The 24,724-nt window shown below is 73.4% G+C and carries 33 protein-coding genes; 15 read left to right on the forward strand and 18 right to left on the reverse strand.

What is annotated here, in order from left to right; genetic code table 11:
• Nucleotides 1-12 precede the first annotated feature (12 nt).
• Nucleotides 13-864 (reverse strand): 3-keto-5-aminohexanoate cleavage protein, encoded by an 852-nt coding sequence (locus ACFP2E_RS07105; RefSeq protein WP_378524702.1) that lies wholly within the window; start codon nt 862-864, stop codon nt 13-15.
• A gap of 146 nt (nt 865-1,010) precedes the next feature.
• Nucleotides 1,011-1,472, reverse strand: coding sequence for a hypothetical protein (locus ACFP2E_RS07110; RefSeq protein ID WP_378524703.1), 462 nt, complete (start codon nt 1,470-1,472; stop codon nt 1,011-1,013).
• Between the two features lie 166 nt (nt 1,473-1,638).
• Here ACFP2E_RS07110 and ACFP2E_RS07115 point away from each other — a divergent pair, with 166 nt between their 5' ends.
• Nucleotides 1,639-2,010: a hypothetical protein gene (locus ACFP2E_RS07115; RefSeq protein ID WP_378524704.1), complete on the forward strand. Its 372-nt coding sequence runs from the start codon at nt 1,639-1,641 to the stop codon at nt 2,008-2,010.
• A 1,283-nt stretch (nt 2,011-3,293) separates the two neighbouring features.
• Here the strand turns inward: ACFP2E_RS07115 and ACFP2E_RS07120 are convergent.
• From ACFP2E_RS07120 to ACFP2E_RS07140, 5 genes are all read right to left on the reverse strand, one after another.
• Nucleotides 3,294-3,806 carry a hypothetical protein gene (locus ACFP2E_RS07120; RefSeq protein WP_378524705.1) on the reverse strand — a complete coding sequence of 171 codons (513 nt, stop codon included), beginning with the start codon at nt 3,804-3,806 and terminating at the stop codon, nt 3,294-3,296.
• Nucleotides 3,803-5,572, reverse strand: coding sequence for an alpha/beta hydrolase (locus ACFP2E_RS07125; RefSeq protein ID WP_378524706.1), 1,770 nt, complete (start codon nt 5,570-5,572; stop codon nt 3,803-3,805). The genes ACFP2E_RS07120 and ACFP2E_RS07125 overlap by 4 nt, the downstream gene beginning before the upstream one ends.
• Nucleotides 5,569-5,880 carry a hypothetical protein gene (locus ACFP2E_RS07130; protein WP_378524707.1) on the reverse strand — a complete coding sequence of 104 codons (312 nt, stop codon included), beginning with the start codon at nt 5,878-5,880 and terminating at the stop codon, nt 5,569-5,571. The genes ACFP2E_RS07125 and ACFP2E_RS07130 overlap by 4 nt, the downstream gene beginning before the upstream one ends.
• Nucleotides 5,877-6,443, reverse strand: coding sequence for a hypothetical protein (locus tag ACFP2E_RS07135; RefSeq protein WP_378524708.1), 567 nt, complete (start codon nt 6,441-6,443; stop codon nt 5,877-5,879). The genes ACFP2E_RS07130 and ACFP2E_RS07135 overlap by 4 nt, the downstream gene beginning before the upstream one ends.
• A 210-nt stretch (nt 6,444-6,653) precedes the next feature.
• Nucleotides 6,654-6,818, reverse strand: a complete 165-nt coding sequence (locus tag ACFP2E_RS07140; RefSeq protein WP_378524709.1) for a hypothetical protein — start codon at nt 6,816-6,818, stop codon at nt 6,654-6,656.
• Nucleotides 6,819-7,126: 308 nt separating this feature from the next.
• Between ACFP2E_RS07140 and dtd the strand changes: the two genes are divergently transcribed.
• Both dtd and ACFP2E_RS07150 read left to right on the forward strand, forming a co-directional pair.
• Nucleotides 7,127-7,552, forward strand: a complete 426-nt coding sequence (gene dtd / locus ACFP2E_RS07145) for a D-aminoacyl-tRNA deacylase (protein ID WP_378524710.1) — start codon at nt 7,127-7,129, stop codon at nt 7,550-7,552.
• 267 nt (nt 7,553-7,819) lie between these two features.
• Nucleotides 7,820-8,359: a hypothetical protein gene (locus ACFP2E_RS07150; protein WP_378524711.1), complete on the forward strand. Its 540-nt coding sequence runs from the start codon at nt 7,820-7,822 to the stop codon at nt 8,357-8,359.
• Nucleotides 8,360-8,449: 90 nt separating this feature from the next.
• On the opposite strand, the gene ACFP2E_RS07155 is transcribed toward ACFP2E_RS07150, so the two are convergent.
• Nucleotides 8,450-8,596, reverse strand: coding sequence for a hypothetical protein (locus tag ACFP2E_RS07155; RefSeq protein ID WP_378524712.1), 147 nt, complete (start codon nt 8,594-8,596; stop codon nt 8,450-8,452).
• A 140-nt stretch (nt 8,597-8,736) separates the two neighbouring features.
• On the reverse strand, nt 8,737-9,207 hold the full coding sequence (locus tag ACFP2E_RS07160) for a hypothetical protein (protein WP_378524713.1): 471 nt from the start codon (nt 9,205-9,207) through the stop codon (nt 8,737-8,739).
• A 299-nt stretch (nt 9,208-9,506) separates the two neighbouring features.
• Between ACFP2E_RS07160 and ACFP2E_RS07165 the strand changes: the two genes are divergently transcribed.
• The 8 genes from ACFP2E_RS07165 to rpsN are packed head-to-tail and all read left to right on the forward strand — an operon-like array spanning nt 9,507 to nt 12,206.
• A complete protein-coding gene (locus tag ACFP2E_RS07165; RefSeq protein ID WP_378524714.1) occupies nt 9,507-9,770 on the forward strand; it encodes a type B 50S ribosomal protein L31 in 264 nt (87 codons plus the stop codon).
• Nucleotides 9,767-10,840: a CobW family GTP-binding protein gene (locus ACFP2E_RS07170; RefSeq protein ID WP_378524715.1), complete on the forward strand. Its 1,074-nt coding sequence runs from the start codon at nt 9,767-9,769 to the stop codon at nt 10,838-10,840. The genes ACFP2E_RS07165 and ACFP2E_RS07170 overlap by 4 nt, the downstream gene beginning before the upstream one ends.
• A gap of 46 nt (nt 10,841-10,886) precedes the next feature.
• Nucleotides 10,887-11,069 carry a 50S ribosomal protein L32 gene (gene rpmF / locus ACFP2E_RS07175; RefSeq protein WP_378524716.1) on the forward strand — a complete coding sequence of 61 codons (183 nt, stop codon included), beginning with the start codon at nt 10,887-10,889 and terminating at the stop codon, nt 11,067-11,069.
• The gene (gene rpsR, locus ACFP2E_RS07180) at nt 11,066-11,308 is read left to right on the forward strand and encodes a 30S ribosomal protein S18 (protein ID WP_378524717.1); all 243 of its coding nucleotides are present in this window, start codon (nt 11,066-11,068) and stop codon (nt 11,306-11,308) included. Before rpmF ends, rpsR begins: the two co-directional genes overlap by 4 nt.
• A 29-nt stretch (nt 11,309-11,337) precedes the next feature.
• Nucleotides 11,338-11,460, forward strand: coding sequence for a type B 50S ribosomal protein L36 (gene ykgO, locus ACFP2E_RS07185; RefSeq protein ID WP_378524718.1), 123 nt, complete (start codon nt 11,338-11,340; stop codon nt 11,458-11,460).
• Between the two features lie 37 nt (nt 11,461-11,497).
• Entirely contained in the window at nt 11,498-11,734 is a 237-nt protein-coding gene (gene rpmB, locus ACFP2E_RS07190) for a 50S ribosomal protein L28 (RefSeq protein ID WP_378524719.1), read from the forward strand.
• Entirely contained in the window at nt 11,734-11,904 is a 171-nt protein-coding gene (gene rpmG, locus ACFP2E_RS07195; protein WP_378524720.1) for a 50S ribosomal protein L33, read from the forward strand. The genes rpmB and rpmG overlap by 1 nt, the downstream gene beginning before the upstream one ends.
• The gene (gene rpsN, locus ACFP2E_RS07200) at nt 11,904-12,206 is read left to right on the forward strand and encodes a 30S ribosomal protein S14 (protein ID WP_378524721.1); all 303 of its coding nucleotides are present in this window, start codon (nt 11,904-11,906) and stop codon (nt 12,204-12,206) included. Before rpmG ends, rpsN begins: the two co-directional genes overlap by 1 nt.
• Here rpsN and ACFP2E_RS07205 read toward each other — a convergent pair.
• Nucleotides 12,187-13,134 (reverse strand): Lrp/AsnC family transcriptional regulator, encoded by a 948-nt coding sequence (locus ACFP2E_RS07205; RefSeq protein ID WP_378524722.1) that lies wholly within the window; start codon nt 13,132-13,134, stop codon nt 12,187-12,189. The genes rpsN and ACFP2E_RS07205 overlap by 20 nt on opposite strands.
• Nucleotides 13,135-13,322: 188 nt before the next feature.
• Between ACFP2E_RS07205 and speB the strand changes: the two genes are divergently transcribed.
• The 4 genes from speB to ACFP2E_RS07225 are packed head-to-tail and all read left to right on the forward strand — an operon-like array spanning nt 13,323 to nt 18,902.
• Nucleotides 13,323-14,330 carry an agmatinase gene (gene speB, locus ACFP2E_RS07210; protein ID WP_378524723.1) on the forward strand — a complete coding sequence of 336 codons (1,008 nt, stop codon included), beginning with the start codon at nt 13,323-13,325 and terminating at the stop codon, nt 14,328-14,330.
• A complete protein-coding gene (locus ACFP2E_RS07215; protein ID WP_378524724.1) occupies nt 14,323-15,951 on the forward strand; it encodes a thiamine pyrophosphate-binding protein in 1,629 nt (542 codons plus the stop codon). The genes speB and ACFP2E_RS07215 overlap by 8 nt, the downstream gene beginning before the upstream one ends.
• A gap of 36 nt (nt 15,952-15,987) precedes the next feature.
• Nucleotides 15,988-17,466, forward strand: a complete 1,479-nt coding sequence (locus ACFP2E_RS07220) for a sodium:solute symporter (protein WP_378524725.1) — start codon at nt 15,988-15,990, stop codon at nt 17,464-17,466.
• Nucleotides 17,467-17,504: 38 nt separating this feature from the next.
• Nucleotides 17,505-18,902 carry an NAD-dependent succinate-semialdehyde dehydrogenase gene (locus ACFP2E_RS07225; RefSeq protein ID WP_378524726.1) on the forward strand — a complete coding sequence of 466 codons (1,398 nt, stop codon included), beginning with the start codon at nt 17,505-17,507 and terminating at the stop codon, nt 18,900-18,902.
• 592 nt (nt 18,903-19,494) lie between these two features.
• On the opposite strand, the gene ACFP2E_RS07230 is transcribed toward ACFP2E_RS07225, so the two are convergent.
• The 8 genes from ACFP2E_RS07230 to ACFP2E_RS07265 all read right to left on the reverse strand — a co-directional run bounded on the left by ACFP2E_RS07230 (nt 19,495) and on the right by ACFP2E_RS07265 (nt 24,482).
• Nucleotides 19,495-19,749, reverse strand: a complete 255-nt coding sequence (locus ACFP2E_RS07230; RefSeq protein ID WP_378524727.1) for a hypothetical protein — start codon at nt 19,747-19,749, stop codon at nt 19,495-19,497.
• Nucleotides 19,750-19,938: 189 nt separating this feature from the next.
• Complete coding sequence (locus ACFP2E_RS07235; RefSeq protein ID WP_378524728.1) at nt 19,939-20,271, reverse strand: hypothetical protein; 333 nt, start codon at nt 20,269-20,271, stop codon at nt 19,939-19,941.
• A 207-nt stretch (nt 20,272-20,478) separates the two neighbouring features.
• Nucleotides 20,479-20,775, reverse strand: coding sequence for a DUF1416 domain-containing protein (locus ACFP2E_RS07240; protein ID WP_378524729.1), 297 nt, complete (start codon nt 20,773-20,775; stop codon nt 20,479-20,481).
• A 139-nt stretch (nt 20,776-20,914) separates the two neighbouring features.
• Nucleotides 20,915-21,763 (reverse strand): sulfurtransferase, encoded by an 849-nt coding sequence (locus tag ACFP2E_RS07245; RefSeq protein WP_378524730.1) that lies wholly within the window; start codon nt 21,761-21,763, stop codon nt 20,915-20,917.
• Between the two features lie 155 nt (nt 21,764-21,918).
• Nucleotides 21,919-22,395, reverse strand: a complete 477-nt coding sequence (locus ACFP2E_RS07250) for a DUF4395 domain-containing protein (RefSeq protein WP_378524731.1) — start codon at nt 22,393-22,395, stop codon at nt 21,919-21,921.
• A gap of 398 nt (nt 22,396-22,793) precedes the next feature.
• Complete coding sequence (locus ACFP2E_RS07255) at nt 22,794-23,477, reverse strand: PAS and ANTAR domain-containing protein (RefSeq protein ID WP_378524732.1); 684 nt, start codon at nt 23,475-23,477, stop codon at nt 22,794-22,796.
• Between the two features lie 18 nt (nt 23,478-23,495).
• Entirely contained in the window at nt 23,496-24,038 is a 543-nt protein-coding gene (locus ACFP2E_RS07260; RefSeq protein ID WP_378524733.1) for a PAS and ANTAR domain-containing protein, read from the reverse strand.
• Nucleotides 24,039-24,188: 150 nt separating this feature from the next.
• Complete coding sequence (locus ACFP2E_RS07265) at nt 24,189-24,482, reverse strand: thioredoxin family protein (protein ID WP_378524734.1); 294 nt, start codon at nt 24,480-24,482, stop codon at nt 24,189-24,191.
• Between the last annotated feature and the right edge of the window lie 242 nt (nt 24,483-24,724).

Raw genomic sequence — 24,724 nt, forward strand, 5'->3', positions numbered from 1 at the left:
AGGTCGGGGCGATCAGCCCATCCCCAGCAGGGTTCTCGCCTCCGCGGGGGTCATCGGGACGCGCTGCGCGAGGCGCCCCATCTCGACCGCCCGCTCGACGAGCTGGGCGTTCGACTCGACCGGGACGCCACGGCTGATCGTGAGCACGTCCTCCATCCCGACCCGCAGGTGGCCGCCCTTCGACAGCGCCGCCAGCGCCACCGCCAGGGTGGAGCGGCCGATGCCGGTGGCCGACCAGCTCGTCACCTCCGCGGGCATCGCCTGGACCGCGGCGACCAAGGCGTCGGCGGTGCCGTTCATCCCGCCGGGCACGCCCATCACCAGGTCGCAGTGCACCCTGCCGCCGTACGGCAGGCCGAACTTGTCGAGCAGCCGCTGCAGCGCGTGCACCTGGCCGAGGTCGAACAGCTCGAACTCCGGCACGACCCGTCGCTCCTGGCTGAGCTGGTAGAGCTCGCACACGAACGGCCACGGGTTGGAGAAGACGTCGTCACCGAAGTTGGTGGTGCCCATCGTCAGGCTGCAGGAGTCCGGCTCGGCGTCGAGCACCCGGAGCCGGTGGTCGAGCGGGTCGTGGACCGAGCCTCCGGTGGAGAGCTGGACGACCAGGTCCGTAGCCTCGCGCAGCGCCTGCACGGTGTCCTTGAGCCGGCCGAGGTCGAGGGTCGGCCGGTGCTCGTCGTCGCGGATGTGGACGTGGATCATCGCGGCGCCGGCCGCCTCGCACTCCTGCGCGGTCTTCACGAGCTCCTCGAGGGTGGTCGGGAGCTGGGGGCAGGACTCCTTGCTGGTCTCCGCGCCGGTCGGGGCGACGGTGATCAGCAGGCGGTCGGCAGGGAGTGCGGGGGTGGTGGCGTCGGGCATGGGGTCATGGTGGCAGAGGTCACGCGGGCGCGGCGAGTCTCGGCCGGACAATCTTCGCCGTTCGGTTGCTGTCGCAGGATTTCCTCCAGTTGAAGCCCTGCGTCAGTTACGGGGTTTCGAGGCTCGGCGCTGGTGCGCCTCGCACCTCAACCACCGGTTGCCGGGTGGTGGGCGTGGGTGAGGCGCTCCGTCAGGTCGGTGGGCCGGACCGCCCGGTCGGTCGGCGTGCGGGCGTCGTCGTGCTGCACCAGCAGGACAGGCCCTGCCCCGTCCGGTTCGGCGAGCCGGAGCAGCTCCTGCTGCAGCGCGGAGTCGATGCCCGCGGGGTAGTCGAGCAGGACGACCGCGTGGAGATCGATCACCGAAGGCCGTGCCAGCACGCGGCGGAGCTCGCCGGGACCAGCGACCGCGGCCGGGAACGCCGACGGGTGCTGGAGCCGCAGCGACGCGAACCCGCTCATCCGGCCACTCAGCAGCGGGTCGAAGGTGTGCAGCCGCAGCGACGTCACCGGCACCCGCGCCACCAGCCGCCACACCCGGTCCCGCAGATCCGGCCAGGTGACGTCGGGGTCGCCCCGGAAGCACCAGCCACGGCGGCCCTCGTACATGACTCCCCCACGGTCCAACCGGTGGTCTCGCGACCCGTCCTGGCGGACTCGGGGGGGGACCGCCACCCCCGGCACTACCCGGATCCGGGTCCGCCCAAACCGCTACGGAGGCGCGGCCCCGGGGCCGCCGGTTTCCGTCCGTCATGGCTGAGGAAGAGTGGCCGGTGTGAGACGGGGGAAGGCAACCCAGGCCGCGGTCTCGCAGACGGGCGCGCTCAGAGCCTCGGTGCTCACGGCGGGCGCCACCGGGGCGACCCTGGGCAGCGCCTTCCCGGTCGCCGGGACCATCGTCGGCGGGGTGCTCGGTGTCGGGGCAGGCCTCGCCGGCGACTACCTCATCGACCACGTCTTCGAGCGGGACGAACGCGCGGCCGAGGAGGCCGCCGCGGAGGAGGCCGCCGAGCTGGCCGCCGCCGAGGCGCGGCGACAGCAGCAGGCCCAGCACCTGCTCACGATGCTCGACGCGCCCGAGGGCGTCCCCCTCCTCAGCAGCCCCACGAACGCCGAGCCCCTCCACGATCCCCGGGACGGACCATGAGCCACCGCGCCCGCCCCGGCACCCGCGCCGAGGAGCCCGTGCCCGGAGCCGCCGGCACCATCCGGCTCTACCAGCACCTCAGCCTGGCCGCCGGAGTGGTCGCAGCGCTGCTGGCAGCAGTGGCCCTGGTGACCGGCGCCGCCCCGCTCTGGCTGTTCGTCGCGCTGGTGGCCGGCTGCGCCGCCGGCCTGTACGCCGCGAGCGGCAGCGGCCAGTGCGCCGAGAAGCGGGTGAGCCGCGACGACGCCACCGTCACCGTCGGGCTCAGGCGCCTGATGCCACAAGCGCTCGCCTGGACCGCGCTGGCCCTCCTGCTGCTCGTGGTGTGGGCCTGGCGGGGCATGGAAGACGAGCCCGTGTACCGGGCGGTCATGGCACTGTGCGCCCTCATGCTCGCGGTGGGCCTGCCCGACCTGCTGTGGGCCTCCGTCGCCCGCTCCCGGGTCGTGCTGGACCCCGACCGGGTCCGGGTCCGGACCTGGTCCGGCGACCACGTCATCGACTGGGCCGACGTCGCCCGGGTCGAGACCGACGTGCTGCACGGCACCGCGCCCGTCATCCGCCTCGTGTCCACTCCCGGCGCCACGAGCCTGGTGACGTCGGGGTCGCCCCGGAAGCAGAAACCCCGGCGGTCCTCGTCGTGCATGGCTCCCCCACAGTCCAACCGGTTGTCTCGCGACCCGTCCTGGGCGGACTCGGGGGGGGGGGCCGCCACTCCGGGCCTACCCGGATCCGGGTCTGCCGAAACCGCTCGCAGCGCTCGCCAGGACCCGCTGGGTCTCGACGGGCTCGACCGGCGTTTGGTTGCGGCCCTGCCTTGCCTGATGGGTCTCGACGAGCTCGACCGGCGTGTCGTCACCGCCCTGCCTTGCCGGGGCCTCGACGAGCTCGACCGGCGTGTCGTCACCGCCCTGCGTCGCCGGGGTCTCGACGGGCTCGACCGGCGCGTGGTCACCGCCCTGCGCCGGCGGGGTCTCGACGAGCTCGACCGGCGTGTGGTCACCGCCCTGCGTCGCCGGGGTCTCGACGGGCTCGACCGGCGTGGGGCTGGGGCCCTGCCTTGCCTGATGGGTCTCGACGAGCTCGACCGGCGTGGGGTTGCTGCCCTGCGTCGCCGGGGTCTCGACGAGCTCGACCGGCGTGGGGTTGCGGCCCTGCGTCGGCCTGTCGGGTCTCGACGGGCTCGACCGGCGTGGGGTTGCGGCCCTGCGTCGGCCTGTCGGGTCTCGATGGGTCGACCGGCGTGGGGTTGCTGCCCTGCGTCGGTGACGGCTCGACCGGCGTCAGTCGCCGTTGGCGTTGATGTCGGTGCGGAGGTCGTCCTCGAGGAGCCACTCGTCGTTGACGGAGAAGCAGTCGCCCTTCACGCCGAAGGTGACGCCGGGCTCGACCTGGCTGCGGCTGAGGCTGATCCCGGCCCGCAGGTCGCCGCGGGCGAGGGAGACCGACGGCTCGGGCTCGACGGTCTCGCCCTCGACGGTCCACCCGAGCTCGGTCAGGGCGTCGCGGATGGCGGCGACCTGGCCGGCCGGGTCGCCGTCCTCGGCCACCCGGGCGCCGGCGCGGTAGTAGGCCCCTTCGTCGGGGGGCATCCGGCAGTACTCCGCATAGCCCGAGGCCGAGACCACCTCGAGGCCAGCGGCGTCGACCGCCTCGACGGCCTCCGTCATCTCCGCCAGGACCAGCTCCTGCTGCTCGGCCAGTTGCTCCTCGGTCTCCGCCACGCTCTCGTCCCCGCAGCCGCCGGCGGTCAGCACCAGCAGCGCCGCCGAGGCGACCGTCCACATCCTGCTCATTCGTCCTCCGTGTCCGACCTTCCCGGATCGTCGCTCGTGGGGTCCCGGACCCACTCCGGGTCCTCCGGCTCGGAGTACCACGGGTCGTAGCTGTGCTCCGCCTCGTTGACCCGGTCGCCCTGCCCGTCGACCACCTGCGCGATGTTCCACAGCGACTCGGTGTCGTGGTCGAGGTACGAGGAGTGGGCCTCACCCACGCCCGGGTGCCACCCCCGATCGACGTTCTCCGCCTCGAAGCGGGTCGCCCCGAAGTCCCGCGACGACGGGTCCGTGCCCAGCCCCAGACCGCCCTTGCCGACCCAGCCCTCGTCGCCCAGGAAGCCCACCAGGTCCCGGCTGTCGCGGCCGACGTACACCCGGTCCTCCCCCACGCTGAAGTCGTCGGCGTGGTCGGCGGGGCCGGCGCCGGGGCTGCCGATCAGCACCACGTCGTCGGCGGCGAGGTCGAAGTCGCCGGCGGCGTACGACGTGGTCGTCGAGCCGTAGCTGTGGCCGATCGCCGTCAGGTGCGCCGGCTCCTCGGCCCGCGACGCGCGCAGCCCGTCGAGCGCGTCGGCCAGCCGCTCGCCGCCGTCCTCGGCGCGGCTCTCCGTCATCGTCGCCACGTCCGTGGGACCGGACGGGGTGTCGTAGCCCAGCCAGAACATCGCCGCCACGCTCGACCCGTCGCCGGTGAACCGGGTCGCCTCGTAGAGGTTGCCCATCTGCAGCGCGTAGTCCGCGACGTCGACCATCTCGGTGGTGATGCCGGGGGTGAACACCGCGACGTCGGCGGCGGTGTCGAGGTCGCCGACCGCCACCGCCACCCGGCCGTCACCGTCGAACGCCGCCGGGTCGTAGAGCCACAGGGCCCCACCCACCCGCTCATCGGTGATCGGGTCGCGCAGGCCCTCGACCTGCGCCAGCGCCACCTCCGTCGCCCGCGCGTTGTCGAGCAGCCGCTGCTCCTCGGCGGAGATCGTGCCGTCGCCCAGCTTGGCCCCCAGCGTCGCGAGGTGGTCGGCGAGAAGGACCCGGTTGGCCTCGTCGCGGGCGACCGCCGGCAGGCCGTCGGCGGCGCCGACGAGGTCGGGGTACGCCGCGACCACCGCCTCCCGCTCGGCGTCAGTGAGGCCGTCCCACCAGGCCTTCGTCTCGGTCGGGGTGGCGCCGGTGCCGGGCGCGCCCGGCTGCGCCATCGCGGCCTGCGCCAGCGGCGGCACCGCCGCCTCGGCGGCGAGCGCGTCGTCGAGGGAGGTCGCGGCGGCGAACGCGTGGCGCAGCAGGTCCTCGTTCTCCCGGGCCCGGCGCTGCAGCAGGTCGTGGTCGGCCACCAGCTCGGCGTAGTCGGCCCGCAGGTCCACCGACCGCTCCCGCAGCGCCGCCACCTCGCCCTCGCCGGGGTCGCGAGACGCCTCGATGTCGGCCAGCAGCGCCCGGCGCCGCTCGTCGAGCGCCGCCTTGCGGTCGACCTGCTGCTCCCACTCCCGGACCAGGTCGCGCAACGTGTCGGCGTACGCCGTGACCGCGCGGCCCACCCGCTGCACCGCCCGCGCCATCGCGGAGTGCTCGCCGGCGATCCGGTGGCCCTGCTCGCGGTAGGCGTCGTGGGCGACGCCGTGCCAGGTGCCCAGCACCTGCAGCCGGTCGGCCTCGTCCGCGACCTCCTCGAAGCGGGCCGACGCGGTGAACAGCGACGTCGCCAGGGCGTCGGCGCCTCCCGGCTCGCCCTCGGGCCGCCGGACCCGGGTCGGCCGGCTCGGCGGCACCTCGATCACGACAGTCATCGCCGCGGCCCCAGCCGGCCGTCGAGCCGACCGAACGCCTCGCGGCGCTCGTCCTCGGTCGCCGTGACGTCGTCGGCCAGCAGGGACAGGGCGTTGCCCATCCCGTCGGCGATCTCCGCGCTGTCGCCCGCGTAGTCGGACCAGGCGGCCAGGAAGCTCCGCGCGGCGCCCTGGACCCCGGGTGCCAGCGCGGCGACCGGGGCATCGGCGAGCTCGTCCCGGGTGCGGCCCATCAGCTCCGCGAGCCGGGACCAGTCCTGGTCGCCGCCGCGGAGCGCGGCGTACTCCAGGCCGAGCCCGCCGGTCACGGGCGGCCGCCGGTCACCAGCGCGTGGACCTGCTCACGGCCGACGCGGATGCCGGCGGAGCGGTGGCGCAGCACCAGCCGGCCGGTCCCCGGGGCCAGCAGCAGGTGCAGCTCCTCGCGGCCCACGGCCGCCGGTCCGCCCTCGTCGGGCAGCCGGGCGGCCAGCACCCGTGGCGTGCCGTCGGGCGGCGCGGAGACGTGCCAGCCGCGTGCGCGCAGCTGCGCGACCGCCTCCTCGAGGAGGGTCGTGCCCTCCAAGGGCTCGACCGCCTCGGCGGTGAGCGTCGCCTCACGGCGTACGTCGTCGGGGGTGGGGCCGGCGAGCCAGCGGCTCTCCGGTCCGGCGGCCTCGAGGTCGGCGAGCTCGCACCAGATCGCGAGCACCCGGGAGTCGAGGCGGGCGATGTCGGCGTCAGTGAGGTCGACAGCCGGCTCGTTGTCCGGAGCGGTCGGAGCCGCGTCGTCCGGCAGCAGCACCACGTCCACGTCCGGGTGGCGGCGGTGGATGACTGCCCAGAAAGGGTCGTCGTCGAGCGGCCCGGGACCGGGCGGTGTTTCCCCCATGGTGGTCGTTCTACCCCGTGGGGGTGGGGGTTAACCAGAGGCCCTGCCTCGGTGCTGGGGTCTCGACGGGCTCGACCGCCGTGGTCACTGGGGTCTCGACGGGCTCGACCTCCGTGGTCACCGGGTCTTGACGGGCTCGACCGCCGTGGTCACCGGGTCTCGACGGGCTCGACCGCCGTGGTCCGGGTCTCGACGGGCTCGACCCCGTGGTCACCGGGTCTCGACGGGCTCGACCGCCGTGATCCCTGGGGTCTCGACGGGCTCGACCGCCGTGGTCCGGGTCTCGACGGGCTCGACCGCCGTGGTCACTGGGGTCTCGACGGGCTCGACCTCCGTGGTCACTGGGGTCTCGACGGGCTCGACCTCCGTGGTCACCGGGTCTCGACGGGCTCGACCTCCGTAGTCCGGGTCTCGACGGGCTCGACCGCCGTGGTCACCGGGTCTCGACGGGCTCGACCTCCGTGGTCACCGGGTCTCGACGGGCTCGACCGCCGTGGTCACTGGGGTCTCGACGGGCTCGACCTCCGTGGTCACCGGGTCTCGACGGACTCGACCTCCGTGGTCACCGGGTCTCGACGGGCTCGACCGCCGTGGTCACCGGGTCTCGACGGGCTCGACCTCCGTGGTCACCGGGTCTCGACGGGCTCGACCTCCGTGGGTCGACGCCTGACAGGATCGGCTGCATGCGGGCGGTGGTGCAGCGGGTGGACGGGGCACGGGTGCGGGTCGGCGGCGAGGTCGTGGGCGAGATCGAGGGACCCGGGCTGCTGGTCTACCTCGGGGTGACCCACACCGACGGGCCCGACGAGGTGGCGTGGATGGCCCGCAAGATCTGGGACCTGCGGCTGCTGCGCGACGAGAAGTCCGCCTCCGACGTCGGGGCGCCGGTGCTGGTGGTCAGCCAGTTCACGCTCTACGGCGACGCCCGGAAGGGCCGGCGGCCCACCTGGCAGGCCGCCGCCCCCGGCGAGGTCAGCCAGCCGACGTACGACGCGGTGTGCGCCGAGCTCGAGCGACTGGGGGCGACGGTGGCGCGCGGGGTGTTCGGCGCGGACATGCGGGTCGAGTCCGTCAATGACGGCCCGGTGACCGTCATCCTGGAGCGCTGACCACCTCGTCGAGGCCATCCCCGGACGATTCGGTCCCACGCCCTCCAGCGCCTACGCTGCGGCCCTGCCGTGAGTACGGCGACCAGCTCAGCTGCAGGTTCGGAGCAGCTCTCTTCCACGGGGGTCACGTTGTCCAAGTCCGCGCGCACCGCCACGGTTCTGGCCGTGGGAGCAGGGCTCATTCTCGTCAGCGGTGCCACCGGTGCTGTGGCGGGCGGCCTGGTCACGTCGAAGCAGATCAAGAACAACTCCGTTCAGTCTGTCGACGTGCGTGATGGCTCCCTGAAGACCCAGGACCTCCACTCCACCGTGCAGGAGGCCATCCAGGAGCCCGGCCCTGCCGGTCCGCAGGGTGAGGCGGGACCCACTGGCGCACCTGGCGAGCAGGGACCCGCCGGGCCCAAGGGCGAGCAGGGACCCGCCGGCCCCAAGGGCGAGCAGGGACCCGCCGGCCCCAAGGGCGACACCGGGCCCGCCGGCGCACCTGGCGAGCAGGGACCCGCCGGTCAGCCCGGCGCACCCGGACCTGCAGGACCTGCGGGCGTCTCCGGCTACCAGACCGTCGAGAGCCCCCGGGTCACCTTCGGAACCTCGTCCGACCCCTACACCTACTTCCGCAGCGTCTCAGCGACCTGCCCGGGCAGCACCAGGCCGCTGGGCGGTGGCTACGACATCCAGGGCCGGATCGGCGACGTGACGGTCGTCAGCATGAAGCCCACCGGTTCCGCCTACACGGTCAGCGCTGTTAACGCGGGGAACGGCGTGAACAACTCGATCAGCGTCTGGGCCATCTGCGCCAGCGTGTAGGTCGAGTCCGTCAACGACGGCCCGGTGACGCTCGTCCTCGAGCGCTGACCGCCGACGCCCCGGCGCCGGGCGTGGGCTGGGGCGTGGTCGTCAGACGGCGTGCAGCGCCATCCAGACGAGGAACAGGGTGACGCCGCCGACCACCACCAGCAGCGTCAGCTCGGCGATGCGGCGGACCTGCCACTCCCGCTCGGGGCTCGTGGGGGTGTGGCGCCCCCTGCGCGCGCGTGTCGTCATCACACGTCCTCCCCCGAGACGTCCGTCCGTCAACCAGCAGGGCCGAATCCTGCCAGCGGCCCACTGCCAGAGCCGATGGAACGGGCACGACACGCGCGCGCTCGGCCCGCTGGTCCAGACCACTGCTCCCCGGGGTGTGCTCAGGGTTCGCCGGCACGGCCGGGGGGAGCCACCTCGTCGAGGAGGGCCGCCAGGGCGTCCGGCCGCACGTCCGGGTCGGCCGGACGCCGGGTCGCGTCGTGCTGCACGACGACCAGCACGCCCGCCGGGCCGTCCGGCCCCGCCAGCCGCAGCAGCTCGGCCTGCACCTGCTCGTCGACACCCTCGGGGTAGTCGAGCACCACGACGACGTGGAAGGTGTCGCCGCGGAGGGACTCCGCCTCCTCGCCCTCGCCACCCATCCCCGGACGGGCGTCACAGGCCGCCGCCCGCTCGGTGCCGGTGATCCGGGCGAGCACCCGCCGGAACTCCCGGGCGCTCGAGACGGCCGCCGGGAAGGCCCGGACGTGGCGCAGCCGCAGCGGCGCGAAGACGTTCATCCGGGCGTGCAGCAGCGGGTCGAAGGTGTGCAGCCGCAACGAGGCCAGCGGCACCTGCGAGGCCACGCTCATGACGACGTCATGGACGCCGCCCCACGTCGCCTCCGGGTCGCCGTGCAGGTACCAGCCGCGTCGGTAGCTGACATCCGGTTGCGGTGCAGATCGCGCCGAGCCGTGCATAGGACCGTCCCCCTGACCATCCCCCCGAGATGACTGTGTGGCCGCGTCGTCGAGGCCGAGCGCAGCATGGCAGGCCCGCGGCGCCGCGCGCGGCCGTTTCCGGGACGGGGGCGCCGAAGGTCCCGCCTCGTCGTGCATAATGAGAACGATTCTCATTCGCATACCGGCTCGTGCCGGGAAAGGACACGACGATGAAGCAGGGCATCCACCCCGAGTACGCACCGGTCGCCTTCCGGGACCGCTCCACCGGCACGGTCCTGGTCGTGCGGTCGACCCTCGCGGGCCGGGCCACCGGGCAGTCGGGCAGGACGGTCGAGGTCGACGGCACGACGTACCCGCTCGTCGACGTCGACATCTCCAGCGAGAGCCACCCCTTCTGGACCGGCACCGCCCGCACCCTCGACAGCGAGGGCCGGGTCGAGGCGTTCCAGCGCCGCTACGGGAGCCGGGCATGAGGACCCCGCTCGTCGTCGTCACCGGGGTCGACCCCGACGCCATGGACGGCGTGATGGTCGGCCTCGCCTGGGACCTGCCGAACGCCGTCGCCGTCCGCCACACCATCGACCCCGAGTCGCAGGTCCTCACCCGGGTCGTCAGCGACTCCAGCGGCCTGCTCGAGCGGCACGAGGTCGCCCTCGAGCACGCCTGCGTCACCTGCGCGCTGCGCGAGGACATCCTGCCCACGCTGGAGCGGCTCGCCCGCGCCGGCCGCTGGAGCACGATCGTGTCCTGCCTGCCCGCCGCCACCGAGGCCGACCGGCTCGCCACCGCCCTCACCCGCGACACCCGGCTCGCCCGCCACCTGAGGCTCGCCGGCGTCGTCACCGCCGCCGGCAGCGACCGCCTCGTCGACCACCTGCTCAGCGACGACCTGCTCCACGAGCACGGCGTCCACTCCAACCCCGACGACGAGCGCGGCCTCGGCGAGGTCGCCTGCGCCCAGATCGAGTACGCCGACGTGCTGGTCCTCGACGGCGACCCCGGCCGCGAGGGCACCGACCTGGTCCGGGCGCTGGCCCGGCCCGACGTGCCGGTCGTGCTCGGCGCCGACCAGCTCGACCCGCAGGTGCTCACCGACTCCTCCCACCAGCACCTGCGCACCACCGCGTGGGCCTCGCCGATCCTCGGCCTGGACGTGCCGCCGCTCGGCGACAGCAGGGCCTGGCGGCTCGATCTGTCCTCGCCGCGCCCGTTCCACCCCGGCCGGCTGCTCGACCAGATCGAGCGGCTCGGCACCGGCCGGCACCGCTCCCGCGGCTGCTTCTGGCTGCCCACCCGGCCCGACGCCATCCAGGAGTGGGGCGGCGCCGGCGGCCAGCTCAGCATCGGCCACCACAGCGCGTGGGGCCGGCGTGTGCCGATGACGCGCCTGGTCCTCACCGGCGTCGGCGTCACCCCGACCCCGCTCGTCGAGGCGTTCGAGGAGCTGCTCGTCACTCCCGAGGAGTGGCGGGACCAGCGCCGCTGGCACGTCCTCGAGGACGGCCTCGAGCCGTGGCTCGGCGACATCCGCGACGCCGCCTGACCCCCCGTTCAGCCACCAGCCACCCCGCACGAACAGGAGCATCCCCATGGCCGTCCCCAAGCGACGTACGTCGCGCAGCAACACCCGGCACCGCCGCTCGCAGTGGAAGGCGACCCCGGCCGACCTCGTCCCCGTGACCGTCGACGGGCAGACCTTCCACGTCCCGCGGCAGCTCGTCCGCGCCGTCCAGCGCGGGTACGTCGACCCGGCGACCGGAGCCCCCCGATGAGCCGGCGGGTCAAGGTGGCGAAGCCCGCCGCCGGCCGCCAGCGCCGCGCCCCGCTGCTGGCCCCCGACGTCGAGCACGTCGACTACAAGGACGTCGCGCTGCTGCGCACGTTCATCTCCGACCGCGGCAAGATCCGCTCCCCGCGGACCACCGGCATCACGCCGCGGCAACAGCGGATGGTCGCCCGCGCGGTCAAGAACGCCCGCGAGATGGCGCTGCTGCCCTACGGCAGCCGCTGACACCCACCCACTCCCCCGAAGGAGGACCCGTGAAGGTCCGCAACTCCATCCGCTCCCTGAAGAAGCAGCCCGGCTCGCAGGTGGTGCGCCGCCGCGGCCGGATCTACGTGATCAACAAGACGAACCCCCGGCTCAAGGCCCGCCAGGGCTGACCCCCTGACCTCCCGCACAGACCCAGAAGGACCCGTCATGTCCCGCACCTGCCAGGTGACCGGCGCCGCCCCCGGCTTCGGCCACCACGTCTCCCACTCGCACCGGCGCACCAAGCGCCGCTTCGACGTGAACGTCCAGTCCAAGCGCTACTGGGTGCCGAGCCTGGGCCGCCACGTCACGCTTCGGGTCAGCGCCCGCGGCATCAAGACCATCGACCGCCGCGGCATCGAGGCGGTCGTCGCCGACATCGTCGCCCGGGAAGGACGGCTCTGATGGCCAGGCGTGGCAACGACCTGCGCCCGATCGTGAAGCTGCGGTCCACCGCCGGCACCGGCACGACCTACGTGACCCGCAAGAACCGCCGCAACGACCCCGACCGGCTCGTGCTCCGCAAGTACGACCCGAAGATCCGGCGGCACGTCGACTTCAAGGAGGAGCGCTGATGGCCAAGCAGTCCAAGATCGCGGCCAACGAGCGCCGCAAGCAGACCGCCGCGCGGTACGCCGAGCGGCGTGCCGCCCTCAAGGAGGCGGTCCGCACCGCCGCGACGCCCGAGGAGCGCGACGCCGCCGTCCGGGCGCTCGCGCGGCTCCCCCGCGACGCCAGCCCGGTGCGCGTCCGCAACCGCGACCAGGTCGACGGCCGCCCCCGCGGCTACCTCCGCAAGGTCGGGCTCTCGCGCATCAACCTGCGCACCCTCGCCCACCGCGGCGAGCTACCGGGGATCACCAAGTCCTCCTGGTGATCCCCTCGCCCAGCCGGAGCGAGGCATAGGTCTCCTTCACGAAGCGCAGGTGGCTCCAGGTCTCGGCCTGGCGCACGCCGGGCAGGGCGCGCAGGTGGTCGAGCGTGTCGACCAGGTCACCGGCCGTGGCGGTGTTGACCGTCAGCAGCAGGTCGTAGCGCCCCAGGGTGCGGGCCACGAAGACCACCGACGGGTGTCCGGCGAGCGCCTCGCCCACCTCACGGCCCGCGCCCTCCAGCCGCAGCCCGACGCCCGTGGCGGTCCGCCGCTCCCTCCCGGAGTGGCGGACCACCGCGCCGACCCGGACCACGTTGCCCTCGAGCAGACGCACCACGCGGCGCCGGGCGCCGGCCGGCGAGAGCCCCACCCGGCCGGCCAGGTCGACGTACGACGCCCGGCCGTCCTCCTGCAGCGCCCGCAGCAGGGCGTAGTCGGTGGCGTCGAGGTCGGCGGTGGCGGGGTCGACCTGGCCGACCGGGCCGGCCACGTCGCGCAGCACCTCGGTGTAGACGAGCGTCTCGACCGAACCCACCCCCGGTGTCGACCGGACGTCGGCGACCGCGGCATCGATCTCGGCGACCGTGGCTGCCCGCAGCTCGGCCACCACCGCGTGCGGTCCCGACACCAGCGAGACGAACGTCGTGTCGGGGCGGGCGGCGATCGCGTCCGCCACCCGGGCCGCCGGCCCGCGCACCGCCACCGCGACGTGGGCCAGCGCATCGTGCCCGAGCACCGCCGGGTGGGCGGCGCCGCGGACGTCGACCAGGCCCTCGCCCAGCAGGCGCTGCACCCGGCCCGCGGTCGCCGACCGGGAGAGCCCGACGCGGGCTGCGATCTCGCGGTGGGCCAGCCGGCCGTCCTCCTCGAGCAGCCGGATGATGGCCTCGTCGGTCGGGTCGAGCACCGGCTCGCCGATTTTTCTCGCCATCATTTCGGCCTCCCGTCGCCGTCACATCATTCACCTGCAGGCTATTGGATCGCACCAGACGACCAGATGGACAGATATCGCAGGCACAACTGCATACTGACGGTCGGTGGGCGTCACGAACTGCTTGTCACGGCCGTTCGCCGGTCCTTAGGGTGACCGCCACCACACCCCCACCGCAGGAGGACCCGGTGACCGCCACCGAACCCGCCCTCGACACGGCCCGCCCGATCGGCCCCGTCGACAGCTCGCTGACCCCGCGCTTCGCCGGGCCCGCGACCTTCGCCCGGCTCCCCCGGCGCGACCAGGTCGAGCGCGCCGACATCGCCGTGGTGGGGGTCCCGTTCGACACCGGCGTCTCCTACCGGCCCGGCGCGCGCTTCGGCCCGGCGCACGTGCGCGAGTCCTCCCGCCTGCTGCGCCCCTACAACCCGGCGCTGGACGTGTCGCCGTTCGAGACCGCCCAGGTCGTCGACGCCGGCGACGTCGCCGCCAACCCGTTCAACATCAACGAGGCCATCGACACCGTCCAGGCGGCCGCCCTCGACCTCACCGCCGACGGCACCCGCCTGGTCACCATCGGCGGCGACCACACCATCGCGCTGCCGCTGCTGCGCGCCGCCGCCGAACGGCACGGCCCGGTCGCACTGGTCCACTTCGACGCCCACCTCGACACGTGGGACACCTACTTCGGCGCCGAGTACACCCACGGCACCCCGTTCCGGCGGGCCGTCGAGGAGGGGATCCTCGACACCGAGGCGCTCTCCCACGTCGGCACCCGCGGCCCGCTCTACGGCCCCAAGGACCTCGAGGACGACCGCCGCTTCGGTTTCGGCATCGTCACCTCCGCCGACGTCTACCGGCAGGGCGCCGACGAGGTCGTCGACCGGCTCCGGCAGCGGCTCGGCAACCGCCCGGTCTACGTCTCCGTCGACATCGACGTGCTCGACCCGGCCCACGCCCCCGGCACCGGCACCCCCGAGGCCGGCGGCATGACCAGCCGGGAGCTGCTCGAGATCCTGCGCGGCTTCGCGGGCCTCAACATCGTCGGCGCCGACGTGGTCGAGGTCGCCCCGGCCTACGACCACGCCGAGCTCACCGGCGTCGCCGCCTCCCACACGGCGTACGAGCTGGTGTCGCTGCTGGCGCTGCAGCACGGCTCGTCCACCGGTTCCCTCGACGGGGGCGACCGTGGCTGACGTCCGCAACGGCGGCGACGTCGTCGTCGAGAGCCTCACCGCGCTGGGCGCCAACCACGTCTTCGGGATCCCCGGCCAGCACGCGCTGGGCCTCTTCGACGCGATCCGCCGCAGCGACCTGACCTTCGTCTCCTCGCGGGTCGAGAACAACTCGGTCTTCGCCGCCGACGGCTACGCCCGCGCCACCGGCGAGGTCGGCGTCGTCTTCCTCTCCACCGGCCCCGGCGCGCTCACCGCGCTCGGCGCCCTCCAGGAGGCGTACGCCGCCTGCGTGCCACTGCTCGTCGTCACCAGCCAGATCCCACGCGCCGGGCTCGGCGGCGCCCGCAAGGGTTTCCTGCACCAGCTCGACGACCAGCAGGCCAGCGCCCGCAACGTCACCAGGCGGACCTTCACCGTCCGCGACGCCGCGCAGATCCCCGGCACCCTCGCCGACGCCTGGGCCGCCGCGCTGGAGGCGCCCACCGGCCCGACCTGGGTCGAGGTCCCCGAGGACGTGCTGCTCGCCACCGCGACGGTGCCGCCGGTGACCACCCTGTCCGCCGGGGCGCCCGCGCCGCGCCGGCCGCGACCCGAGGTGGTCGCCGAGGCGGCCGGGCTGCTCGCCGCGGCCGAGCGGCCGGTGCTGCTCGCCGGCGGCGGCGTGCGCCGGTCGGCGGACGGCGCCGCGGCCCTCGTCGCGCTCGCCGAGGCGCTCGACGCCCCCGTCGTGTCGACCCCCGGCGGCAAGGGCGCGATCCCGTTCTCCCACCCGTTGAGCGCGGCCTCCTGGATCGAGGACCGGCACACCACCGACCTGCTCGAGGACGCCGACGTGCTGCTCGCCGTCGGGACGTCGTTCGGCGAGGTCACCAGCAACTACTTCACCTTCGCGCCGCGCGGCCGGGTGCTCCAGGTCGACGCCGAGGCCCGGGTCCTCGGCTCCAACCACGCGGTGCTCGGCGTCCACGCCGACGCGGGCGCCGCGCTGCGCGACCTCGCCGAGGCACTCGCCGACCACACCCCACGACCGGTCGTACCGGGCGCCGAGGTGGCCGCCGGGCTGCGATCCCGGGTCGAGGCCCGGCTCGCCGAGCAGCAGCTGACCACCGAGCAGGCGCTGCTCGCCGACCTGCGGGCCGCGGTCCCCGCCGACGCGGAGACCTTCTGGGACATGACCATCGCCGGCTACTGGGCATGGTCGGCCTGGGACCCGCGCGAGGGCGGCTTCCACTCCGCGCAGGCCTCCGGCGGGCTCGGGCTCGCCTTCCCCGCCGCGCTCGGGGCGGCCGTCGGCACCGGCCGGCGTACCCTCGCCGTCTCCGGCGACGGCGGCGCGATGTACTCGATCGCCGAGCTCGCCACCGCCCGCCAGCACGACGCGGACGTCACCTGGCTGGTCGTCGACGACGGCGGCTACGGGATCCTCCGCGAGTACATGACCGAGACCTTCGGGGCCGCCACCGCCACCGAGCTCGCCCGCCCCGACTTCGTGGCGCTCGCCGAGTCCTTCGGTGTCCCCGCCCACGCGGCGACCCCCGGGACCGTCGGCGACGTCGTCGCCGGCACCTTCCAGACCCCGGGCCCGGCAGTGGTGGTGCTGCCGACCCACCTGCGCATGTTCGCGCCCACCCACGTGTGAGTCACTGAGCTCGCCGTCGTCACCAAGGAGTCCGTCATGGACATCGCCATCATCCTCGTCTACCTGGCCGCCATGCTGGCCTTCGGCTGGTGGGGCAAGACCCGCACCAAGGACACCGCCGACTTCCTCGTCGCGGGTCGTCGGCTGGGCCCGGTCCTCTACACCGGCACGATGTCCGCGCTCGTGCTCGGCGGCGCCTCGACCGTCGGCGGCGTCGGCCTCGGCTACACCTACGGCCTGTCGGGCATGTGGCTCGTCGTCGCGATCGCGGTCGGCGTCCTCCTCCTCAGCGCCGCGTTCGCCGGCCGGATCCAGCGGCTCAAGGTCTACACCGTCGCCCAGATGCTGAAGCTGCGCTACGGCAGCGGCGCGACCGGCGCGTCCAGCCTGGTGATGGTCGCCTACACGCTGATGCTCTCGGTGACCTCGACGATCGCCTACGCGACCGTGCTCAACGTGCTTTTCGGCACCGGCCGCACGACGTCGATCATCATCGGCGGCGCCGTGGTGATGACCTACTCCGCGATCGGCGGCATGTGGTCGATCACGATCACCGACATGGTGCAGTTCGTCATCCAGACCGTCGGCATCTTCTTCCTGCTGCTGCCCTTCACCTGGAGCCACGCCGGCGGACTCGACGGCATCCGGGAGCGCGCCGCCTCGACCGCGTTCGACCTCACCGCCATCGGCACCGACACCATCATCACGCTCTTCGTCATCTACACCTTCGGCATGCTGATCGGGCAGGACATCTGGCAGCGCGTCTTCACCGCCCGCTCCCCCGAGGTCGCCCGCTGGGGCGGCACCGCCTCCGGCGTCTACTGCCTGCTGTACGGCGTCGCCGGCGCCCTCATCGGCACCGCCGCCTCGACGTTCGTCTCCACCGAGAACAGCGACGACGTCTACGCCCAGGTCGCCGAGGGGATCCTCCCCGCCGGGATCGCGGGGATCGTGCTCGCCGCCGCGGTCGCCGCCATGATGTCCACGGCCTCCGGGGCCCTGATCGCGACCGCCACGGTGGCCCGCAACGACGTCGCCCCGATGGCCTCCCGCCTGCTCGGCCGTCCCGTCGCCGTCGAGGCCGCGGAGGGCACGGACCCGGGCCACGACGTCCACTCCAACCGGATGTACGTCGTCGTCCTCGGCATCGCCGTGATCGCGCTCGCCTCGATGCTCGACGACGTGGTCGCGGCGCTGACCATCGCCTACGACATCCTCGTCGGCGGCCTGCTGGTCGCGATCCTCGGCGGGTTCCTGTGGAAGCGCGCCACCGCGGCCGGCGCGCTGTGGTCGATGGCGACCGGCACGGCCGTCACCCTCGGCACCATGGCCGCCGTCGGCGACGTGCTCGCCAACGAGCCGATCTACTACGGCCTCGCCGCGAGCGCCATCTCCTTCGTGGTGGCCAGCCTGCTCACCCGGCCCACCGACCCGGCAGTGATGGCCGAGTGGACCAGCCGGCTCGGCGAGGCCCCCGCGGAGGAGCCGGCCCCGGTGGCCGCGCCGACCCACTGAGCCCTACCCCTGCTCCGACTCCCGAGAGGTCCTCGTCCATGACGCTCACCCACGCCGACGCCCCGACCAGCGCCCAGACCGGCGCCCCGACCAGCCCCGCGCCGTACGCCGTCACCGACCCGGCCACCGGGGAGGTGGTCGCCACCCACCCGTTCGCCACGGACGAGGAGGTGGCGGCGGCGCTGGCCCTGGCGCACGAGGCGTCGGCGTGGGGACGGCGCACCGCCGTCGCCGAGCGGGCGGCGCTGCTGCGCCGGGTGGCCGGGCTGCACCGGGAGCGCCGCGACGACCTGGCCGCGACCATCGTGCGCGAGATGGGCAAGCCGCTCGAGGAGGCCGAGGGCGAGGTCGACTTCTGCGTCGACATCTACGAGTACTACGCCGACCACGCCGAGGAGTTCCTCGCCGACGAGGTCCTCGAGGTCACCTCCGGCCCGGGCACCGCGGTCGTCCGGCGGGCGCCGCTGGGCGTGCTGCTCGGGATCATGCCGTGGAACTTCCCGGCCTACCAGGTCGCCCGGTTCGCGGCCCCGAACCTCGCGACCGGCAACACGATCCTGCTCAAGCACGCCGAGCAGTGCCCCGAGTCGGCGGCGGCGCTCGAGCGGATCTTCACCGACGCCGGTTTCCCCGCCGGGGCCTACGTCAACCTCTACGCCACGCACGCCCAGGTCGCGACTCTCATCGCCGACCCGCGCGTGCAGGGCGTCTCGCTGACCGGCTCGGAGCGCGCCGGTGCCGCCGTCGCCGAGCTGGCCGGACGCCACCTGAAGAAGGTGGTCCTCGAGCTCGGCGGCTCGGACCCGTTCGTCGTGCTGTCCGCCGACGACCTCGACGAGGTCGTCGAGGCGGCCGTCGCGGCGCGCCTCGACAACACCGGCCAGGCCTGCAACGCGGGCAAGCGGTTCGTGGTGCACCGCGACCTGTACGACGCGTTCGTCGCGCGCTTCTCGGAGCGGCTGGTCGGTGCTGCGACGGGGGCGCCGCTGTCGTCGGTGGCTGCCGCCGAGACGCTGGCTGCCCAGGTCGAGGCGGCCGTCGCCGAGGGCGCCACGCTCGTCGGCGGCGGCCAGCGCGACGGGGCGCACTTCCCGGCCGGCGTCCTCACCGGGCTGACCACTGAGCACGCGTCCGCCCGCCAGGAGCTCTTCGGCCCGGTGGCGATGGTGTTCGCCGCCGAGGACGAGGACGACGCGGTCCGGATCGCCAACGACACGCCGTACGGCCTGGGCTCCTACGTCTTCACCACCGACCCCGACCAGGCGCAGCGGGTCGCCGACCGCATCGAGGCCGGCATGGTCTTCGTCAACGGCGTCGGCGCCGAGGGCGCCGAGCTCCCCTTCGGCGGCATCAAGCGCTCCGGCTTCGGCCGCGAGCTCGGCCGCGCCGGCATGGACGAGTTCGTCAACAAGAAGCTCATCCGCACCGTCCGCTGACCCGCCAGCCCGGTGAGATCGGGGAGGCGCGCCAGCGCCGAGCCTCGAGGCCCCCGCACCCGAGGCAGGGCCCCAACCCACGCCGGTCGAGCCCGTCGAGACCCCCGCTGTTTCCCGGCGTGATGCCATTGGTGACCGTGTGCGCAATCGCAGGTTCCCAGCCCCCGGAGACCTGCGGTTACGCACAACTGCAAGCTCGCACGCCGCGTGGCACCGGTGGTCGAGGCAGGGCCCTCAACGCACGCCGGTCGAGCCCGTCGAGACCCCCGCTGTTTCCCGGCGTGATGCCAGTGGTGACCGTGTGCGCAATCGCAGGTTCCCAGCCCCCGGAGACCTGCGGTTACGCACAACTGCAAGCTCGCACGCCGCGTGGCACCGGTGGTCGAGGCAGGGCCCTCAACCCACGCCGGTCGAGCCCGTCGAGACCCCCGCTGTTTCCCGGCGTGATGCCATTGGTGACCGTGTGCGCAATCGCAGGTTCCCAGCCCCCGGAGACCTGCGGTTACGCACAACTGCAAGCTCGCACGCCGCGTGGCACCGGTGGTCGAGGCAGGGCCCTCAACCCACGCCGGTCGAGCCCGTCGAGACCGGATCAGCGCGGCAACCGGTCCCGCAGCCAGGTCTGGGTGCCGTCGGCCAGCCCCTTGAGCTTCGGGCGGTCCTGCAGCGGGACCACCATGAGCGCGGTTCCGTCGGGCAGCGACCACTTGAGCTCGTGGTAGACCCGCGACAGCGTGTCGTTGCTCTCGACGAGCAGCAGGCCGGGAGCCGCTCGGCGTACCTCCTGCCACGGCCCGGGCAGGTCGTCCGGCGGCTCGGCGGAGGTCCAGGCGAGGAAGACGGTCACGGTACGAGTCTGCCCAGGCGACATCAAGCGCATCCGCACCGTCGCTGACCTACCAGCCGGGCGGGATCGGGGAAGGAACGGCGCACCGGGTGCGCCAGAACCTCCCCGCTGTCGACAGGTGGCACCGGTGGTCGAGGTGCGAGGCGCTCCAGCGCCAAGCCTCGAGACCCCCCGCACCTGAGCAGGGCCTCAGCCCACGCCGGCTGTGCCCGCCGAGACCCGACGATCCGACGTCTGGCCAGCCAGCGCCACGGCAGCGGCCAGCAGCGCACCGAGCACCACGCCGATCCAGTTCGCGACGATGTCGGCGAAGAGGAAGGCGGCGCGACCCAGCGGCGGTAGCAGCCACTGCACGCCCTCGGCCAGGAACGGCACCGCCACGGCGGCCAGGATCGGCCAGGCCGACCGGGTCATCCAGGCGACGAGGCCAAGCGGCCGGCGCCACAGCAGGCTGAGCACGAGGGCCACCGCCGTGACGGGGAGCGCCCACGGCGTCGCCCGGAAGTAGACCTCGATGACCATGCGTCCCCCGTTCTCGGAGCGCGCATCGTCGCACGCGGACGCAGAACCGGCCCCTCCTGCGTGAGGAGGAGCCGGTTCAGGCCCTGCGTCGGTGCGGGGGTTTCGAGGCTCGGCGCCGGAGCGCCTCGCACCTCAACCACCGGTGACACCCGGCCGGGGTCTCGACGGGCTCGACCGGCGTCGGTCACCGCCCTGCGACAGTCGGGGTCAGATCGGGATGACGACCTCGGCGACCGAGCCGACCTGGGCGTGCACCTTCTTGTCGACGACGTCGGCCTTGGGGGCCAGGGTCCGCAGCGTCCACTCGCCCTCGCCTGCGAAGAACCGGAAGTGGCCGGTGGCGCTGGTGGGCACCTCCGCGGTGAACTCGCCGGTCCGGTCGAGCAGCCGCACGTAGGCGTTCCCGACGGGCTCGCCGTCCCGCAGGACCTGACCCTGCACGACGGCCTCCTTGGCGACGTTCACGCCGTCCAGGCTGAGACCGCCCTCTGTTGCTCCGCACATGTGTTTCTCCTTGAAAGTTCTGGGGTCTCGACGGGCTCGACCGCCGATGGTTGAGGTCTGCGTTCGCCCTACGGGGTTTGGTCTCGACGAGCTCGACCGACGTACGTCAGGTCCGCTTCACCTCAACCACCGGTATCGATCAGGGCTGGCCGGGCTCGTCGCCGAGGGCGACGGGGACGCCGACGAGGGAGCCGTACTCGGTCCACGAGCCGTCGTAGTTCTTGACGTTGTCCTGGCCGAGCAGCTCCTTGAGGACGAACCAGGTGTGCGAGGAGCGCTCGCCGATGCGGCAGTAGGCGATGGTGTCCTTGCCCCAGTCGACGCCGGCCTCGGTGTAGATCTGCTTCAGCTCGTCGTCGGACTTGAAGGTGCCGTCGTCGTTGGCCGCCTTCGACCACGGGACGTTCGCCGCGGTCGGGATGTGGCCGGCGCGCTGCGCCTGCTCCTGCGGCAGGTGGGCCGGGGCGAGCAGCCGGCCGGCGTACTCGTCGGGGCTGCGGACGTCGACCAGGTTCTGCGCACCGATGGCCTCCACGACCTCCTCGCGGAAGGCGCGGATCGCGAGGTCCTGCTCCTGCGCGGTGTACGACGTCTTCTCGCGGGTCGGCACCTCGTCGACGAGCTCGCGGGAGTCGAGCTCCCACTTCTTGCGGCCGCCGTCGAGGAGCTTGAGGTCCTGGTGGCCGTAGAGCGTGAAGTACCAGTAGGCGTAGGCGGCGAACCAGTTGTTGTTACCCCCGTACAGCACGACGGTGTCGTCGTTGGCGACGCCGCGCTCGGACAGCAGCGCCTCGAACTGCTCCTTGTTGACGAAGTCCCGGCGGACCTGGTCCTGCAGGTCGGTCGTCCAGTCGAGCTTGATGGCGCCACGGATGTGGCCCTTGTCGTAGGCGGTGGTGTCCTCGTCGACCTCGATCAGGACGACCTTGTCGTCGTCGAGGTGGTCCTCCACCCACTGGGCGGAGACGAGGGAGTTCTCGCGGCTCATGGTGATCTCTTCTCTCTTCTGTGGGACGTTCTCTGTGTGGTGTCTGTGGTCGGGAGCAGGTCTCGACGGGCTCGACCGCCGTCGGTTGCGGTCGGTAGTTCACTCACGGGGTTTCGAGGCTCGGCGCTGGAGCGCCTCGCACCTCAACCACCGGATCAGCGGGTGGTGGCCCGCTTGAGGAGCAGGTACATCTCGCAGCCGAGACAGAAGCCGAAGGCGGCGTTGAGGAGGGCGGCGGCGAGGGCGAAGCCGGTCGCGACGAGGCCGATGAGGGTGGCGCCGGTCAGGAACCCGACGAGCGCGACGGAGGCGAAGGCGAGGCCCACGGCCTGCGCGAAGCGCGGCGGGGCGGCGTCCTCGAGCTCGGCGGGCGGGCCGAGGCGGGGCCGGACGAGGGTCCGGTAGGCCCAGGCGTGCGGGGTGCGCTGCACCCCGAGGCCGGCGGCGAGCGCGAACAGCGCGGTCTGCACGGCCAGCAGCGCGACCGCGGCCGGGCTCGGCGCCAGCAGCAGCACCGCCGCCAGCACGACGGTCGTGACGGCGGCCGCGAAGCGCTGGCCGCGCGGGTCGACCTGCGCCGCCGCGGCGGCTGGTCTGCCGGCGGTGGCGCCGGTGTGGCTGAGCGTGGTCATGTCTCTCCTGCGGGTCCTGGTGCGGGCGTGCGGGCAGGGCACGGGAGCGTCACGGTGCGCAGCAGCGCGAGGAGGGACTCCGCCCGGGTCGACGCAGGATCAGCGAGGCGATCCGGCGGACGGCGTGGCGAGGGTGACGCGTCCCGTCAGGACATTCGACACAGCGACGACCGCACGCGGCAGTGGTCCACTGCCCGGCGCTTGGTCAGCATGGTCGTCGGCATGGGGATCAGAGTAGGGGTGCCGGCCCCCACCCGCAGAATCGGGTTCTCGAATGGCGAGACGCCGATCCACATGGTGGACATCACGCCACGCCTCGCCCGTACGGCGGCGGGACGGCGCGGCTGGTCACGACTGCCGCAACCACGAGACCGGCCGCTCCATTCCCGGGCGGGAGGTCAGGGACCCAGCGACTCCTGCGGGAGGGCGAGCGCGCGCACCTCGTCCTCCGGGAGCTGCGCGGAGATCGCGATCAGGTCGAGCAGGTCGCCCTCACCACCTCGCCCGTAGGTGAACAGGCCGGTCAGTCGCTCGGCCAGGAGGCTGAGCTTGACGTTGGCGCGCTGGGAGCAGCGGCGCAGCACCTCGAACGCCGTCTCCGCGTCGAGGCCGTAGGTGAGCATGAGCGCGCCCTTCGCCTGCTCGATCGCCGCGCGGTGGCGGGTCGCGCCCTCGACCGCCTCCGTGATCGAGACCTGCAGATCGTGGCGGCGCTGCTCGGTCAGGTCGACGACGAACCCCCGCATCCACATCACGTCGCCGTCGTCGTCGGCGGTCGCCTCGCCGACCATGACGACGTTGCGGGTACGCCGGTCGCTGTCGAGGATCCGGTGGTAGCAGCTGTAGGGACCGCCATCGCGGAGCGCGCCACCGATCGCACCCCAGACCTTGACGAGGTCGTCCGGGTGCTGGTGGGCGACCAGCAGCGAGGTCGTCGGCACGACCTCACCCGGTTCGAAGCCGTGGATCCGGTACAGGTCCTCCGACCACCACCAGCGGTCCTGACGGACCCGCCACACGTACACACCGACCAGCCCGGACTGGCGCGCGACCAGTCTGCGGTCACACAGGATCTCGCCCATGAGCGCACCCCGGCCGCGTCAGCGCTCGAGGGACGCCGGCTCCGCCAGCGCCCTCAGCTCGTCGTCCGGGAGCCCCGCGGCCCTCGCGAGCAGGCCGACCAGGTCCGTGTCGCCGGACTCTGCCGTCGCGAGGAGGTCGGCGAGCCGCTCCGCGAGGACGTTCACGCGGAGGTTGGCGCGCTGCGAGCAGCGGCGCAGGATCCCGAACGCCGTGTCGGCGTCGACCCCGCGGGCGAGCATCAGCGCGCCCTTCGCCTGCTCGATCGCCGCGCGGTGGCGGGTGGCCCCCTCGACGGCCGGAGCGATGGACGCCTCGATCTCGTCGCGGCGGACTTCGCTGACGCCCACGACGTACCCCCGCAACCAGGCGACGTCACCGTCGGTGTTGGTGATGGTCTCACCGACCACACGGACGTGGTGCGTCCGGCTCTGGCTGTCGATCATGCGGTGGTACGAGGTGAACAGCCCACCCTCCTCGAGGGCGTCGAGCACCACGTCCTGGACCTTGGCAAGGTCGTCCGGATGGTGGTGCGCCGCCAGCATCTCCGAGGTCGGCACCACCTCCAGATCGCGGTCAGATCGCGATCGAAGTCCCCAACCATGAGCACACCCGAGTCGACTCGGGGCGTCCCCCGACGCCCATGTCCGGGTCGGAACGCCGGTTTCTGGACGCCCGCCTGGATGGTCCCGACCATACCCCTGTCGAAGCGGTCAGGCGAGGGAAGCCAGCTGTGTCAGCACCTGCGCCTTGGTCGGCGCCCCGCTGGCGCGGGCGACCTCGGCCCCACGGGCGTCGAGGACCAGCGTGGTCGGGGTCCGCAGCACGCCGACGTGCCGGACGAGGTCGAGGTGGTGCTCGGCGTCGATCTCGTGGTGGACCACGCCGGGCACGATCTCGGCGACGTCGTGCAGGATCCGGCGGGTCGCGCGGCAGGGCGCGCAGAAGGCGGACGAGAACTGCACGAAGGTGGCCGTCTCGCCGAGGGTGTGGTCGATGGCCTGCATCAGCAGGGGCGAGGGTTCCGGCCCTGCGTCGGTGCTGGGGTCTCGAGGCTCGGCGCCGGGGCGCCTCGCACCTCGACCACCGGATATGGCTCGACCACCGGATCCACCGGCTTCGTCTCCACCGGATGCGCCGCGGACGGGGTGGGTGCCGCGGAAGCGACCGTCGACGGCGGCGCGGTAGACGCCGAAGGCGATGGCGCCCACGACGGCGACGAGCAGCACCCAGGCTCCGGCGGTCATGT

Source organism: Nocardioides sp. GCM10027114, assembly GCF_042659625.1.
In the GTDB taxonomy this organism is placed as follows: domain Bacteria; phylum Actinomycetota; class Actinomycetes; order Propionibacteriales; family Nocardioidaceae; genus Nocardioides.